Here is a 15,688-nt window from a genome sequence, read left to right as displayed (position 1 = left end):
TGCGGGCTTGGCGTCCCAAGGAGGTTACGAGCTTTCCCGACAAAACTGGAAGTAGGTTACCAGCCCTGGTATCACTTCCACGTTACTTATTCTACGAGGAGGTATAATAAACGACAAAACGGAGGCCGACGGAAGAATGCCCCGAAGCCGCTGAAAGGGCGCAGCCTTCAGGTGTTCCGTCTGAGGATGAGAAAGGATCGCTTTTGCGCGAAAATCCTCTCTGCCCATCTTTCGAGAAAGGATATGAAAGGATTTGAGCCTCACCGAACGCGAAAAGGCCCCAGCGGCAGACCCCATCGCCAGGGAGGTGAGGGGCCGCGGACATCTCAGGCTGTACCTGCTCGTCGAGGGGCTTGCCATCGGCGTCCTCGTCGGCTTGGTCATCACGGCCTATCGGCTGGGCATATCCATGACGGGGAAGCTGCTCCGGGGCCTCCTTTCCGGGGCGGGACAAAGCGCCGGCAGCTTGGCCGCCTACATCGGACTGATGGCCGTCTTCGGGGTCCTGGCGGGGCTCTGCTACAGGCTCGCCCCGCTCATATCGGGGAGCGGCATTCCCCAGGTCTCGGCCCACCTGGCCGGACGGCTCAGGGTCCGATGGCAGAACGTCCTGCCCTTCAAGTTCCTGGGCGGGCTCCTGACCCTGGGAGGCGGCCTGACCCTGGGGCGGGAGGGCCCCTCGGTACAGATCGGCGCGGCCGTGGGGCAGGGCTTCGCGGAGCTGGGCCGCAGGCCCTTCACCGAGCGCAAGTTCCTGGTGTCGAGCGGCGCCGCGGCCGGATTGGCCGCAGCCTTCAACGCGCCCATCGCCGGGGTCGTCTTCGCCCTGGAGGAGCTGCACCGCAACTTCTCGCCCGTCGTCCTGGTCAGCGCGACGGCCGCGGCCTTCGCGTCCGTGTTCACCGCGGGCACCGTGCTGGGGGTACGCCCCGTGCTGCTCGTCGAGGGGCGCGACGTCCTGCCGCTCGGATACTACGGGCTGCTCGTCGCCTTGGGGATCGTCACGGGGCTGAGCGGGGTCCTCTTCAACCGGTGCATCCTCTGGGGGAAAAGCCTCTACGCACGGCTCCGGCTTCATTGGGCCTGGTGCGGGCTCCTTCCCTTCGCCCTCACCGCCGCAGCCTGCCTCCTCTGCGGCGAACTGTTCGGGAGCGGGGAGCCGATGATCTTCTACGCCATGGGGGAGAACCCGTCGCCGGTCGTCCTGATCGGCCTCTACGCCGCCAAGCTGGCGCTGCTGGCGCTCTGCTTCGGCAGCGGCCTGCCGGGCGGCATCTTCTTCCCCCTGCTGGTGCTGGGCTCCCTGGTGGGAAACGTCTTCGGCCAGGCGGCCGTTTCCGCCGGGCTGATGGAGCCGCAGTACGTCTCGTCCCTGGCCCTCATGGCCATGACGGGGCACTTCTCCGCCATCGTGCGCTCGCCGCTGACGGGCATCCTCCTGATCAGCGAGATGACCGGCTCCTTCGCCTTCATGCTGCCCCTGGGGCTGGTGGCCATGACCGCCTATGTCGTCGCGGAGAGCTTCCGCTCCGAGCCCATCTACGAGAGCCTCCAGAAGAGGCTCCTTTCGTCCGCCGCCTCCGACCATGAGAGGGCCCGCTCCGCATCCGCCCGGGATCGTATGCTGGTGGAGTTCGGGGTCGAGAACCTGAGCCCGGCGGACGGAAGGACGATCGCGGAGATCCTGTGGCCGGAGGACTCCCTGGTCATCGCGGTCAAACGCGGTTCCGGCGAGATCGTGCCGTCGGGACAGGTACGGCTCATGGCGGGGGACTACCTGGTCGTCCTGATCCCGCGGATCGCGATGAGGGAGGCGCAGGAGCAGCTCGAGAGCCTGACGAAGGGGACCTCCGGCGCCGCGGGACCGTGACAAAAACGGCAAGGACGAGGAGGCAGGAGACCATGAGCTATCGCAGTTTCAACGAGCTCGCGGAGAGGGCGAAAAGCCTGCCGGACAAACGCCGGTGCGTCGTGGCCGGCGCGGAGGACGAGCATGTCCTGGAGGCGGTCTTCAGGGCCCGTCGGGAGGGCATCATCGGGGACCCCGTCCTCACGGGCCGCGGGGAGCTCATCGCGGACCGAGTTCGCGCCCTTGGGGAGGACCCGGGCGCCTGCGTCATCGCGGACGTGCCCGAAGGATCCGGAAAAAATCCAGCCCAGCGGGCCGTCGAGCTGATCGCCGAGGGCGCGGGAGATTTTCTGGTCAAGGGCAGGATGGATACGAAGGACCTGCTGAAGCCCGTCGTTGACCGCACCAACAACCTGCACAGCGAGGACTCCCCCTCCGGCGGGCTGATGTCGCACCTCGCGTTCTTTCGGATCCCCGGCGTCGACCGTCTCGTGGTGGTGACCGACGGGGGAATGGTTCTCTACCCCGACCTGAACCAGAAGAAGGGCCTGATCCTAAACGCCGTGGGGACCCTGAGGGCGATGGGCTGGGAGCGGCCCAGGGTGGCCGTGCTCTGCGCGGTCGAGAAGGTGAACCCCAGGATGAAGGAGACCGTGGAGGCCGCCGAGCTGGCGGAGATGAACCGCAGCGGGGAGATCCCCGACTGCGTCGTCGAGGGCCCGATCTCCTACGACGTGGCGATGGACCCGGGGATCGCCGCGATCAAGGGCTACAGGAGCGAGAACTGCGGCCGGTTCGACGTCCTGGTGACGCCCAACCTGACGACCGGAAACCTCCTGGGCAAGAGCCTGCTCGTCTCGGCCCACGCCGAGCTGGCCGGTATCGTGGTCGGCGCCAGGATCCCCATCGTCGTCACCTCCCGCGGTTCGAGCGCCGAGGAGAAGTTCCATTCCATCGCGCTCTGCGTCGTGGCCTCGGCGGGACAGACGCCCCGAGGCGGCGCATAGCGGATTCGGGGACGGCCCCCTGCCCCGGCCGGCTTTCGGAACCGGCCTTCGGCATCAGTTTTCAGAAAGGGATCGATTCGTCATGGAGAAACATGAGGACAAGACCTCCGACGCGCGCGTAGTCTTCCACGACCTGCTCCGATACCGTTTTCTGTCGGCGCCCCGCTTCTCGCCCGACGGCTCGAGGATCGCCTTCGCCGTGCACCGGGCCGACCTGGAGGGCAACCGCTACCTCTCGGACCTTTGGGTGTACAGCCTGAACACGGAGACGTGCACCCCCCTGACCGCGTCCGGGGCGGAGCGGGCCTTCTGCTGGGACCCCTCGGGAGCCGCCCTGATCTTCGTCAGCGGCCGGGCGCACCAGCCTGCCGAGGGCGCTTCATCGGGCCCTGACGCGGACCCCGACGCCAGGACCGCCCGCATCTACAGCATTCCCGTAACGGGAGGGGAAGCGCGCCTCCTGGCCGAGGTTCCCCGCGAGGTGACCGAGCTCTGGGCGCTCGACGAGGGCCGCCTCCTGCTCTGGACCGTCGACCCCCGCGAGCCGGAGCGCTTCGAGGACGCGGACTATCGGGTTCTCGAGCAGATCCCGTTCTGCACGAACGGCAAGGGCTTCACCGCGCAGTCCCGCCGCACGCTCTCCCTCTTCACCCCCGCCTCGGGGGAGCTCAGGGACCTGTCGCCCCGCGACATGGAGGTCCGCCGGGTGCGCCTCTCGGCCGACCGCCGGCGGGCGCTGGTCACGGGGGTCGTCTACAGGGACGTGATGCCGGAGACGAGCGGTGTGTGGGAGTTCGACCTGGAGTCCGGCGAGATGGCGGAGCGCGTGCCTCAGGCCCACTTCGCCTGGTCCTGCGCGGATGCGTTCGCGGGCGGCCTGCTGCTGACGGGAACGGACATGAAGCGTCACGGGCACAACGAAAACGTGCGCTTCTACCTGGCGGGGGACGGCGCCCCGAAATGCCTGACGCCCGAGCTCGACCGGGGACTGAGGAACTCCGTGATCTGCGACTGCCGGTACGGCCTGACCGACCAGGCTCAGGCCTTTCGGGTGGATGGGGACCGGGCGTGGTTCGTCTCGACGGACGGATACCGCTCGCACCTGCACACGGTCGACGCGCACGGAGGCGTCGTGCAGGTCTCGCAGGAGCTGCGCAGCATCGAGGACTACGACGTCCGGGACGGCCGCGCCGCCGTGGTCGGGCTCGAGGGGCTGGGCCTTCAGGAGCTGTACCTGGTGGAGGCCGGGAGGGAGCGCCGCCTCACGGACTTCAACGCCGCGGCCCTGGAGGGGAAGGACCTGAGCGTCCCCGAGTACGTCCGCCTGGAGAACGGCACCCCCGAGGGGCTGGACTGCTGGTACATGCGCCCCGTCGGCTTCGAGGTCGGCAAGAAGTACCCGACCCTGCTGCACATCCACGGCGGGCCCAAGATGACGTTCGGGGACGTCTTCGTGCACGAGATGCAGTGCTGGGCCGCGGAGGGGTTCGCCGTGCTGTTCTGCAACCCGCGGGGCAGCGACGGAAAGGGGAACGCCTTCGCCGACATCCGGGGCCGTTACGGCACCGTCGACTACGAGGACCTGATGGCCTTCGTGGACTGGGCCTCCGACACGCTCCCCTTCGTGGACCGCGACCGCCTGGGCGTGACCGGCGGCTCCTACGGCGGGTTCATGACCAACTGGATCGTCGGCCGAACCGACCGCTTCCGCGCGGCCGTCACGCAGCGCAGCATCTGCAACTGGGTCTCGATGGCCGGGATCACCGACATCGGCTATTTCTTCGTCCCGGACCAGCAGGCGGCCGACATCTGGAGCGGTGTGGACGAGCTCTGGAACCAGTCGCCCCTCAAGTACGCCGATCAGGCGCGCACCCCGACCCTGATCATCCACTCGGACGAGGACCATCGCTGCGAGCTCTCCCAGGGGCTCCAGTTCTTCACGGCGCTCCGGCGCAACGGGGTGGAGGCGCGGCTGTGCGTCTTCAAGGGCGAGAACCACGAGCTGAGCCGGTCCGGACGCCCCAGGCCGCGCCTGGCCCGGATGCGGGAGATCGTGCGGTGGTTCGTGGAGAAGGTGTAGGGAATCGCCGTGCCGGAGGGTAGCCGCTGAGCCGCTGCCTAAGTCTGGTCTCTATTGGGTAAGATATTTTATGTTTTCAGCGGCTCACCCCAGCCCTGAAGGGCGGGGCTTGCGCCGCTTGTTCGGTCATTTTGCGCCCCCCTCTTTTGCCGTCTTTTCAATGGTACGAATGGTCTGCAAATACTCTTCCTCTACTGGAGAAAGGTTCTGCACCTGATATTTTTTATACTCCGCCTTTGCTTTTTCAAGTGCCTGGGCATGGCTGACTTTTCCGGCACCGGTTAAAAGCGCCTCGCCTGTGGTAGAAAGAATGCGGTCAAGGTTTTCCACATAGTCGCTCATATACATGGGCATATGGCGCATGGCCTGAATTTCGGCAAAGTCAAAATATCCCGAAACCAGATTGTTCAGGATTTTCAATTCTGCTTCGGAAAGATAATTTTTCGCAACGGAAATATCCTTCATCGTTGGAAAATCACCGGAGAAAGACGTTAACCCCATAAACGGCTTTTCGGCATCTGCCCGCTCATAGATTACTTCTGCAGCGGTATGTCCGTGCGCTGCATAGTGCAGCTTATTCTGCACCATCTTGAAAAAGGCAACAGATTCGGTGCTTTTGGGATTATAATCCACGCTGGTGGCATAAAGGTCGAGCACCTGGCGGTACATCACTTTTTCGGAAGAACGGATGTCGCGGATGCGGTCTAACAGCTCGCGCCAGTAGTTTCCGCCTCCAAGATTTTTCAAGCGTTCATCGTCCATGGTGAAGCCCTTGATCATATACTCTTTTAAGCGCGCGGTCGCCCAGCGCCGGAACTGCGTCGCAATAGAAGACTTCACTCGGTAGCCGAGCGAGATAATCATATCGAGGTTATAATGCGGTATTTCTCTTGCAACTTCGCGATTTCCTTCTTGGTGAACCTGTCGGAAAATCCGACAGGTTGACTCCTTATCCAGTTCACCTTCTGCATAAATGTTCCGAATATGTTCGACGATATTCGTTCTGGAGGACTGGAACAGTTCTGCCATCTGCACCTTTGTCAGCCAGACGGTTTCATCCTCAAAGCGCACATCAATTTTGGTGTCACCATTTTCTGACTGATAAATAATGACGTCGCCCTTGCTTTTTTCAGCGGGTAAATTATTCATCCTTCCTGCCATCCCCTAAATGAGCGGTAATTTCCGCCAGCACCCGGCCGATTTCGGCGTTCAGAGAAGCACGCTGTTCTTCATAACGCTGAATGAGGTCCAGCGGGTCAAGGATTTCTTCATTCAAACGACCTTTCTCCCGCCACATCCCAGTTTATTTGCATGACGCAGGCAATGGTCAGGGAGTTCGCGAATTGACCTGTCAGACGATGGCTGGCAGGTCATTCAGTCCAGCTCCACGGACCCGGAGATGAAACACTCCCACCCCCTGGCCCCGCAAAAGCGTTCGATCTCCCTCGCCGTATCCGCGTCCCGCGTATACTCGAGCAGGCGGACCTTCGCCCCGGCCCTCTCCATCCTCTCGAGATAGGACAGGAAATACCGTCGGTCCTCCTCCCGGCTCCTGCCGAAGGCGCCCGTTTCAAAATTCAGCTTATCAAAATTTACCTTATCAAAATCTATCCTGGTGAACACGGTCTCCTGGTTCACCCCGGAGAACAGGCCCTCGATGCTCCCGTACTCCTCCAGCGCGGCCGTCGCATACTCGTCCCCGCCGTTGATGAGGACCTCCAGCCCGTACCCCGAGAGCCGGCGCAGCACCTCCGTCAGCCCGTCGAAGATCCCGCGGGCCTTCCTGTAGTGATAGACGTCGCAGTTATCGACGAAGAATCCGTCGATTCCCTTCCGCAGATACCCCGCGGCCAGCTCGGAGACGACGAAATCCCGCCACGGCGCGGCGGATACATCGATCCACCACTCCCCGTCCCAATTCTCGTACCTTCCCAGGACAAATTTTCTGAACCTGCCGTAATACGGGCGGAACGCCTCCAGGGAGCCCACGTTCAGATAGCCGTACACCGTGTGGCCCGACTCCTTCAGAGACGCGATCTCCCGCTCCTCGAAATGGGCCGGGTCGACGACCAGCACCCTGGTCCGCAGGACGCGCCGGTCCCTCAGCGCCTCGCTGCCTCTCATCCCGATAAAAACGCCGTACGGAGCGTCGAATGCCCGCTCCGGGCGCGCCTCCCCGGCAAGGCAGCATCCGCAGAGGAGGAGCACGGCCACCAGGGCGCACGGCAACGCCCGCCCCGCGATTTTACCAACCCATTCCATCATGGACGCCGCCGGTCAAAACCGGGCCCGAGCGGCGGAGAACTTCATCTTGACGTCCTGGGGCCTGCCGAAGTAGACCCAGGACGTGACCAGGACGTCCGCCCCCGCCGCGGCGTAGTCCGCCGCATTGTCCGCGTTGATGCCCCCGGCGGCGGAGATGCGGACCCCGGGTTGGATTCGGCGCACCCGCTCGGCGCACTCCCGCAGCGCGTCGGGCGAAAAACGCTCGCACTGGATCACCTGGACTCCGGCCTCCGCGAACCGGACGGCCTCCTCCACGGAACCGGCCTCCGCCATGATCCTCCTCTCCGGAAAGCGCGCGGCCATCCTCGGGATCGCGGACAGGAACTCCGCCTCGTCCATGAAAGCCCGATGCTGGTCGAAGACGAGAATGGACTCCGACAGGCCCAGCCGGTGCACGGTCGCCCCGCCGGCCAGAGCGGCCCTCACGGAGAGGTGCTTCGTCCCCGGGAAGTGCTTGCGGGTCACCGCAACCTCCACGGACGGGGACGCGGCCCTCGCGTTCCGCACGACCCCGGCGGTCCGCGTGGCGATGCCGGAGGCGTACTCCATGACGTTCTGCGCCGCCTTGTAGACGGCGTGCAGCCGCCCGGCCGTCCCCTCGGCACGGAGGCAGACGGTCCCGGCGGGCAAGCGGCTGCCGCTTGGCCGTACCTCCTCCGCCAGGGCCCCGACGGCCCGGAATATCCGGGCGGCCTCCTCCACCCCGGCGATCACGCAGTCCTCCTTCGGGAAGCACTCCACGCAGCCGGGACGGTCCTCTATGCCGAGGGCGTCCACGGTCAGGTCCATCAGGTGGAGGTCCTCCTCGATCCAGGCCTCTATACGGCTTTCGGGTACGAAAAACATCGGCGCATCTCCTCCCTTCGGGCGGCCCGCCCATCCGGCCGGACCCCGCCCGCGTTCAAAACCCTCCGTCCCCCCGTGCGCGGCACCCCTCCAGCAGGGCATACAGCAGCGTGCCGACGACCGCCAGCACGGCGCAGAGCCTCATGGCCCCGTCGAAATCGCCCCGCGACACGCAGTTGAAGATCTCCAGCGAGAGGGTGTTGGTCCTGCCCGAGATGTTCCCTCCCAGCATCATCGTGATGCCCACCTCCCCCGAGGCCCTGGCGACCCCCAGCAGGAGGCAGGAGAAGAGCGTCCTCGAGACCTGCGGGACCGTCACGAAAAGGAACGTCCCCATCGCCCCGCACCCCAGGATGCGGGCGGCCTCCTCCAGCCTGCGCAGTTCGGGGCGCTCCATCGCCGCTTGGAGGGGCCGGACCACCAGCGGCAGCCCCGCGACGAACGCGGAGAGGATCACCCCCGGCTCGGAGAAGACGATGCGCAGTCCCAGCCAACGCTCCATGGGCCCTCCAACGGGGCCGTTCCTGCCCAACAGCAGCAACAGCAGGAAGCCCATCGCCACGGGAGGGAAGATCAGCGGCAGCGTCACCAGAAACGCCAGCGCGCGGGCCAGAAGGCCACGCCTCCGGCTGCAGAACCGGGCGCAGGGCAGCCCCACGCAGAGGTAAAGCAGGACGCAGGCCACGCACACCCTCAGCGTGAGAAGGATGGGGAAGCTCAGGGCAGCCTCGTCCGGCACGGCGCTCCCCTCCCCTCCGGGAAACAGGGGCCGGCCGCTCCTCCAGGCCCCGCCCCCTCGGACGGGGCGCGAAAAAAGCCGCGAAGCGGGCTCACCAGATGCCGTGACGTTTCAGGATCTCCTTGCCCTTCTCGCCCCTCAGGAACTCCAGGAAGCTCAGGACCCCGGCGTCCGTCTCCCGCCCCTGGACCACCGCGGCGACCATCCTCAGGGGCGGGTATCCCTCGGCGATCTCCAACCATCCGCCCAGTTTCTGCCCGCCGTTCAGCACCATGACGCGGTTGACGAACCCCGCGTCCATCTCGCCGGAGGCGAGGTAGGAGAAGACCTGGGGGACGGTGGAGACGACCGCGAGCCTCTCCCCGAGCTTTTCGCCGATGCCGGAGCTCTTCAGGAACGCGGACGCGGCCCGGCCGTAGATGGCCGCCTTGGGGTCGGGCATGGCGACCCGGGCGAACTCCTGCTTCTCCAGGTCCTTCGGGGACTCGAGGCTCAGGCCCTTCCGCCACGCCAGGACCAGCACCGTATCGCCCAGCGGTTCGATGCGGCCGAACTCCAGCCCCTGCGAGGCCGCTTCCAAAGCCCCCCTGTCCGAGATCACCACGTCGGCCCCGCTGCCCTGCTTGATCTGGACCAGCACCTGGCCGATGGGACCGCCGTACATCTCCTCGAGGGCCCCGCCCGACTCGCGATAGGCCCTGCCCAGCTCCTCGACCATCTGCTTGTAGCCCGCCCCGGTGGTCACCGCGACGCCGCAGAACGCGGCGGTGGCAAGCACAAAGACGCGCGGCAGCGCCAACGAAAAAACACGCCTCATCCATTTCCTGCCCATCTCTTCATCATCCTTTCCTTATGGGACCCTGCGGCATCCGCGGGGCTTCTCCCCCGGGCCCGGGGCCGCGAAGGCCGGACCGCGGGGGGCGCAGCCGGGTCTCCTCTCCCCTCTCCACGACGAGAACCCGGTCGGCAAGACGCCGGATCTCCTCCTCGGCATGGGAGACGTAGAGCACGGGGACGCCGAGGGCCTGCGGGATCGTCGCGATATATCCCATCAGCTCGTCCCTGAGCCGAGCGTCCAGGGAGGCCAGGGGCTCGTCCATCAGCAGAAACGACGTGCAGGCCAGCAGGGCCCTGCCGATGGCCACGCGCTGGCTCTCGCCCCCCGAGAGCGAGCCGACGCCGCGCCCAAGCATGGGCTCCAGGTCCATCAGCGCGACCACGCGCTCGAAAAAGGACCGGCTGTACGGCCGACCGCAGAAACGCGGGGCGAAGAGCAGGTTGTTCCGCACCGAGAGGTGGGGGAAGAGACGATGCTCCTGAAACACGTACCCCACGCCGCGCCTCCGTGCCGGCAGAAAGACCCTCTCCGCCGCGTCGAAGAACACCGTGCCGTTGTGGACGATGCGCCCCTCGTCGGGAACGACGAGCCCGGCGACCATGTTGAGCAGGGTCGTCTTGCCGGCCCCGGACGGGCCGTAGAGGGCGGTGATCCCGACCCCATCCAGGACGAAGTCCGCACCCGTCGAGAAATCCCCCAGGCGTTTTCTGACCCGAACCTCCAGCACTCCTCCCAACGACACTCCTCCCAACAACATTCCTGCCAACAGCACTCCTGCCGACTTTCGCACGAGACGCCATGAACCGGAACGACGCCCCGGCCTGACGGACATCAAGTTATTTCAGAGAACAACTCGGCGGCCAAGGTCAGAATAAGCCATAGAGGGAAAAGTGTCAAACGGCAGGGCGAGCGCCGCGGCGCGCCATGAAGGCGGCAGACTCCGCGGCGTCTCGACTCACCCTCTACCGCTGCCGGGGGTCCGGCGCGGGGAAGAGGTCCATCAGCTTCTCCCTCAGCAACTCCATGCCATGGCCCGCGCCGGCGCGGATCACGGTGAAATGGGATTTGCTCGGAAGCGCGACCTCGTTGGGGTCGATCAGGAACGCGGGCGTTCCCGGGCGCAGGTCGTGGATCAGGCCGGCGGCCGGGTACACGTTCAGGGACGTGCCCACCACGGCGAAGATGTCCGCCCCCGCCACCCACCGGGACGCCTCCGCAATCATCGGGACCGCCTCCCCGAACCAGACGATATGGGGGCGCAGCGGGGAGCCGTCCGTATCCGTCTCCCCAAACTCCATCCGGCTGTAGCCGATGTCGCGGACCCGGGTCTCGTCCCGGACGCTGCGCACCTTGGTCAGCTCCCCGTGCAGGTGCAGCACCTTCGTGCTCCCGGCGCGCTCGTGCAGGTTGTCCACGTTCTGGGTGACGATCCCCACGTCGAAGAACCCCTCGAGCTCCGCCAGGATGCGGTGCCCGAGGTTCGGCTCCACATGGGCCAGCTGTTCCCGGCGCTGGTTGTAGAACTCGGTCATCAGCTTGGGGTTGCGGTGCCACCCCTCGATGCTGGCGACCTCCATGACGTCGTACTCCTCCCAAAGCCCCCCGGCGTCGCGGAAGGTCTTGAGCCCGCTCTCGGCGCTCATCCCCGCACCGGTCAGCACGACCAGGCGTCTTCCTCGTTCGTCCCCGTTCATCCTCGCGGTCCCTCCTTCTCGATGATCCTCGATGATCCGTCCTCGATAAAACCCCGCTCCCCCGCCGCATCCCATACGCTGTACCCATACGCTATACCCATACGCTATAATTGAAAATTATCGCACACCAGGGACACCGGGGAAAGGAACGTACCCGGACGGGGGCTTTTTCGAATGCGGCTACCGGAGCCGGGACACGGAATCGGAGCGAAAGGATCGGATGGCATTGAGCAAAGATTACGGTCAACTGCAGCGCCAGGGAAGACAGCTGAAATCACGGATTGCGGAGGGCATGGTCTTCCTGCGGCGCTTCGTCGGCGCTCCCCGCCAGGTGGGGAGCGTCATACCCAGCTCGCCCTACCTCACCCGCGCGGTCCTGGACAAGATCGACTGGAGCCAGGTCCGAAACGTCGCCGAGCTCGGGGCCGGGACGGGGGTCTTCACCCGGAGCATCGTCCGCCGGGCGCGGCCGGACGCCCGGCTTCTCGTGTTCGAGATCGACCCCGACCTCCAGCGGATGATCGGCCTCTCGCACCCCGGCCTGAAGCTCTACGGGGACGCCCAGGAACTGCCCGCCATCCTGGAGGACCTGGGAATCGACAAGCTGGACTGCATCGTCTCGAGCCTGCCCTTCACCGTCCTTCCCCCGGCGATGACCGCCCGCATCCTGGACGCCGTCCAGGATACCCTGGTCCCCGGCGGCAAGTTCGTGGCCTATCAGTACTCCAAGATCATGAAGCGCCACTTCGAATCGCGCTTCTCGGAGATCCGGACCTCCTTCGTCCCCATCAACATCCCTCCGGCGTTCGTCTACGAGTGCCGGGGAGACCTCCGGAAAAAATAAGAGGGGGTCGCCCCCCCTCTCGTCTTTTCCTCTCCCGTTCTTTCCCCGTTCTGCGGCGCCCGTCATTTCTCGATGACGATGCGGCCGTCCGTCTTCATGTCCACCCTTCCCTCGGGGAAGGAACGCAGGTAGTCCACCAGGACGTCCAGCTCCCGGACCTCCGTCGATTCCCTCCGGGCCCCCTCGAACACGAAGTAGCGGTCGCCCCCGCCGGCAATCCAGCTGTTGACCGCCACGGTGTATTTTGCCCCATCGTCGACCTCCCGCCACTCCCCGTCCTTCTGCACGAGGATCCGCTTCAGGCGGTTCCCCCAGGACAGAAGCCGGCCCCCGGAGTCGAAGGACGCCGCCTTCTCCCTGAGGTCGTAGACGACCTTCAGCCCGGATATTTGAAGGAACCCTCCGTTCGGGACGCGAAACGCGGGGTCGAAGTGCTCGCCCTCGACGATGAGGGCGGAGGCGGAGAGCTCCATGATCTGCCTAAGCTGCATCCCCGTCACCGTGACGACCTCGATGCCGTTGCCGAACGGCAGGATCTCCGTCAGGTTCTTCTCCGAGACCTCCCCGGCGGGGAAGATCCGGTCCCCCCTCAGGGACCCGCCGTTGACGAGCCCCACGTCCGTCTTGAACCTCCACCGCAGCCCATCCGCCATGAAGTCCCCCAGAGGCATCTCCCGAACCCGCAGGGTCCTCTTCTGCGCGTCGACGGGGCTCTCGAAGAAGCCGACCGCCCGCTCCAGGCTGCCGTTGAGCTTGCTCTCGTACTCCGCAGCGATCCTCATGACCTCCGGGTTCGGGGGGATCTTCGGGGTGACGTTCAAAAGGCGCCAGGACGTCCGGTCCCACAGCAGCCTGCCCTTTTCGGTCGTCAGGACGAGTTTGCCCAGGAACTTTCCCCTGGATCCGCCCCAGGCCAGGGCGGTCGTCCAATCGCCGGGACCCTGAACGAGCTGCAGCTGCACCTCCTCCTTCTCGGACACCCCGCGGCCGACGATCGCGTGGATCCCCGGGACCGACTCCGCCAGGTGACGGTTCTCGCCCTCGCTGAGGTTGCTGAGCATCACGATGACGTCCGCGCCCTGGGCCCGCAGGTCGGCGACCATCTCCCGGGCTATGCCCTCCGTATCGGTCAGGACGGTCAGCTCGTCCGCCTTCCTCGTCACGGAGAAGATCCAGGTCGAGAGCATCGCGAAGAAGCCGACCTTCAGGTCCCCCGCCGGGACGACGACGTTCCGCACGAATTTGCGCGCCGCCTCGGGATCGGATATCGACACGTTCGAGAGGACTATGGGGAAGGATGCATGATCCAGGGCCTGCTTCAGGTGGTCCCAGCCGTAATCGAACTCGCGTTTGCCGATCATCCCCACTTGGATCCCGGCGGCCGAGAGGGCCGAGAACTCCGGGACCCCGCTGAAATAACGCCACATCGGCCCCTCTACCGCCTCCCCGGTCTGGACGAAGATGGTGTTCGGGTCCCCTTGGGACCGCTCCTGTTTTGCGAGCCCCGCGGCATGGGACAGCCCCCCGATGCGCACCGAGGTCTTGTTCACCTTCTCCGAGATCGGCAGGAGCTGGCTCTTCAGATGGTTGATGGAGAGGATGGTCACCCTCCCGTCCCTGCCGGCGGCCGGGGAGACGAACGCCAGAAGGATGCCGCAGATCAAGCCCGCTCTCAACAACCGTTTCATCATTTCGCCCTTTCCTTCCGAATCAGCTTCTCCGCGTCGGCCCAGGAGAGCGGTTTGGAGAAATAGAAGCCCTGCGCCTTTCCGCACCCGGCCTCGCCGAGCCAGGACAACTGCTCCTCCGTCTCGACGCCCTCGGCGATCGTGTCCAGGTTCAGCGCGTTGGCCATGTCGATGATGGTGCGCAGCATCCGGGTCTCCTTCTCGGAGTCGAAGACGTGGCGGACAAAGGCCATGTCCAGCTTGATGCAGTCGAGCGGCAGGGAATGGATGTACTGCAGCGACGAGTAGCCCGTCCCGAAGTCGTCGAGGAAGATCCGGACCCCCGTCTCCCGAAGCCTGTCGAGCGTCGCGCTGACCTCCTTCAGGTTGTCGATCAGGACGCTCTCGGTCACCTCGACCACGAAACAGGAGGGGTCGATGCCCGCCTCGTTCAGGGAGCCCCGGATGATGTCCGCCGCATTGGGGTTCTGCAGCAGGTTGGACGACCCGTTGGCCGAGAAGTAAAAGGCGTTCGAGGAGTTGCCTATGGCCTCCATGGCGCGGCGCATCATGCAGCGGTCGATCTCGCCGACCAGCCCGATGCGCTCGGCGTAGGGGACGAAGCGCGAGGGCGGCAGGAAGCCCTTTTGAGGGTGCATCCAGCGAACCAGCGTCTCGAACCCGCTGAGCTCCCGATCCTTGATGGAGTAGACGGGCTGGAAGTAGGGGATGAACTCGTCGTTCTCGATGGCCGACTGAAGCTCGGCCCTCATGTTGAGGATGGAGCCGGAGAACGGGACCTCCTCCCGGTCGTCGCGACCCTCGAAGAAGATGACCGCCCCCAGCCCGGCCTTCTTCGCGTTCTTCAGCGCGCTCGCCGCCTTTTCCATGATGACCGCGGGGGAGTTCCAGATGGAGACGTCCGACAGAACCCCGATGCTCGCGCTGGGATAGACCATCCCCTCCCCCACCTCGCACGGAAGGTTGACCGCATCCCGGGCCCTCTCCAGCATGGCGAGCAAAGCCGCCCTGTCCTGGATCTCGCCCTGCATCCCGATCAGGAGGGCGAACTCGTCGCCGCCCGTCCGGTAGATCGCGCCCCTGCCGTCCAGGGTGGCCTTGAGCCGTTCGGCGACCATCACCAGGATCCTGTCCCCGTTGACGTCCCCCACCTCGGCGTTGATGCTCTTGAAGTGGTCCATGTTGATGACCACCAGCGTGAGGGGCTCCGGAGCCGGCCGTGTGCCGCTCTTGCCAAAGATGGTATTGTCCGCCTTCAGCAGCCCGTTCAGCGTATCGACGAAGGACTTGCGGTTCGGCAGGCCCGTGTAGGCGTCGTGGTGGTCGTTCCAGTCGATGCGGGCGGCCAGGTTGTGCCGCTCCGTCAGGTCCCGCGCCAGGTAGAGGACCACCCTCTGCGGCCCCAGGGACAGCGTGTTCTTGTGGAGTTCGACGGGGACGGTGGAACCGTCCTCCCGGCGGAACACCCCCTCGTAGACGAACTGGTCGCTCGTGGGCCCCAGCACCTTGCTCTCCGTTCGGCTCAGGATGTCCTTGACGAAGATCGTGTCCGTCTCACGGGAGAAGTTCATCCGGTTCAAAAGCCTCCGTGCCTCGAGGTTCAGGAACACCACCCGTCCCGAGGCGTCGTTGATGATCAGCGCGTCGGGGATCTGCATGATGACGTGCTCCAGGGTGTCCAGCAGCACGTTGACGGACACCGCGAAGTCGCCGATCTCGTCCTGGCGGGTGGCCGTGAAGCGCAGGTCGAAGTTGACCTCGTGGATGATGCGGGTGAAGATGCCCCGCATGGTGTTCAACCGTCTCAGGATGACCCG

14 protein-coding genes are annotated in these 15,688 nt (G+C 65.3%); 4 read left to right on the top strand and 10 right to left on the bottom strand.

The window, feature by feature from the left end; translation table 11 throughout:
* Window positions 1-253 precede the first annotated feature (253 nt).
* The 3 genes from Q0176_RS08745 to Q0176_RS08735 all read left to right on the top strand — a co-directional run bounded on the left by Q0176_RS08745 (window position 254) and on the right by Q0176_RS08735 (window position 4,936).
* Window positions 254-1,870: a ClC family H(+)/Cl(-) exchange transporter gene (locus Q0176_RS08745; protein ID WP_299301650.1), complete on the top strand. Its 1,617-nt coding sequence runs from the start codon at window positions 254-256 to the stop codon at window positions 1,868-1,870.
* Between the two features lie 32 nt (window positions 1,871-1,902).
* Entirely contained in the window at window positions 1,903-2,856 is a 954-nt protein-coding gene (locus tag Q0176_RS08740; RefSeq protein WP_299301647.1) for a phosphate acyltransferase, read from the top strand.
* Between the two features lie 82 nt (window positions 2,857-2,938).
* Window positions 2,939-4,936: a S9 family peptidase gene (locus Q0176_RS08735; protein ID WP_299301644.1), complete on the top strand. Its 1,998-nt coding sequence runs from the start codon at window positions 2,939-2,941 to the stop codon at window positions 4,934-4,936.
* Window positions 4,937-5,062: 126 nt separating this feature from the next.
* On the opposite strand, the gene Q0176_RS08730 is transcribed toward Q0176_RS08735, so the two are convergent.
* From Q0176_RS08730 to Q0176_RS08695, 8 genes are all read right to left on the bottom strand, one after another.
* Window positions 5,063-6,085: a virulence RhuM family protein gene (locus tag Q0176_RS08730; protein WP_299301641.1), complete on the bottom strand. Its 1,023-nt coding sequence runs from the start codon at window positions 6,083-6,085 to the stop codon at window positions 5,063-5,065.
* Window positions 6,078-6,212, bottom strand: a complete 135-nt coding sequence (locus Q0176_RS08725; protein ID WP_299301638.1) for a hypothetical protein — start codon at window positions 6,210-6,212, stop codon at window positions 6,078-6,080. The genes Q0176_RS08730 and Q0176_RS08725 overlap by 8 nt, the downstream gene beginning before the upstream one ends.
* 98 nt (window positions 6,213-6,310) lie before the next feature.
* Window positions 6,311-7,201: an endo alpha-1,4 polygalactosaminidase gene (locus Q0176_RS08720; protein WP_299301636.1), complete on the bottom strand. Its 891-nt coding sequence runs from the start codon at window positions 7,199-7,201 to the stop codon at window positions 6,311-6,313.
* Between the two features lie 12 nt (window positions 7,202-7,213).
* Entirely contained in the window at window positions 7,214-8,068 is an 855-nt protein-coding gene (gene modD / locus Q0176_RS08715; protein WP_299301633.1) for a ModD protein, read from the bottom strand.
* A 55-nt stretch (window positions 8,069-8,123) separates the two neighbouring features.
* On the bottom strand, window positions 8,124-8,807 hold the full coding sequence (locus Q0176_RS08710; protein WP_299301630.1) for an ABC transporter permease subunit: 684 nt from the start codon (window positions 8,805-8,807) through the stop codon (window positions 8,124-8,126).
* 91 nt (window positions 8,808-8,898) lie between these two features.
* A complete protein-coding gene (gene modA, locus Q0176_RS08705; protein WP_299301627.1) occupies window positions 8,899-9,639 on the bottom strand; it encodes a molybdate ABC transporter substrate-binding protein in 741 nt (246 codons plus the stop codon).
* A gap of 7 nt (window positions 9,640-9,646) precedes the next feature.
* Entirely contained in the window at window positions 9,647-10,372 is a 726-nt protein-coding gene (locus Q0176_RS08700) for an ATP-binding cassette domain-containing protein (protein ID WP_299301653.1), read from the bottom strand.
* A gap of 235 nt (window positions 10,373-10,607) precedes the next feature.
* Window positions 10,608-11,339, bottom strand: a complete 732-nt coding sequence (locus Q0176_RS08695) for an NAD-dependent deacylase (RefSeq protein ID WP_299301625.1) — start codon at window positions 11,337-11,339, stop codon at window positions 10,608-10,610.
* Between the two features lie 220 nt (window positions 11,340-11,559).
* On the opposite strand from Q0176_RS08695, the gene Q0176_RS08690 reads away from it, so the two are divergent.
* Window positions 11,560-12,183, top strand: coding sequence for a methyltransferase type 11 (locus tag Q0176_RS08690; protein WP_299301622.1), 624 nt, complete (start codon window positions 11,560-11,562; stop codon window positions 12,181-12,183).
* Window positions 12,184-12,245: 62 nt separating this feature from the next.
* On the opposite strand, the gene Q0176_RS08685 is transcribed toward Q0176_RS08690, so the two are convergent.
* Both Q0176_RS08685 and Q0176_RS08680 read right to left on the bottom strand, forming a co-directional pair.
* Window positions 12,246-13,874 (bottom strand): bifunctional UDP-sugar hydrolase/5'-nucleotidase, encoded by a 1,629-nt coding sequence (locus Q0176_RS08685; RefSeq protein ID WP_299301619.1) that lies wholly within the window; start codon window positions 13,872-13,874, stop codon window positions 12,246-12,248.
* Window positions 13,871-15,688 (bottom strand): bifunctional diguanylate cyclase/phosphodiesterase (locus Q0176_RS08680; RefSeq protein WP_299301616.1); only part of this gene is annotated, 1,818 nt, incomplete at its 5' end. The genes Q0176_RS08680 and Q0176_RS08685, both read right to left, overlap by 4 nt.

This window comes from uncultured Fretibacterium sp., assembly GCF_938040765.1.
In the GTDB taxonomy this organism is placed as follows: Bacteria; Synergistota; Synergistia; order Synergistales; family Aminobacteriaceae; genus CAJPSE01.
This window is presented reverse-complemented; position numbering and strand designations above follow the sequence as displayed.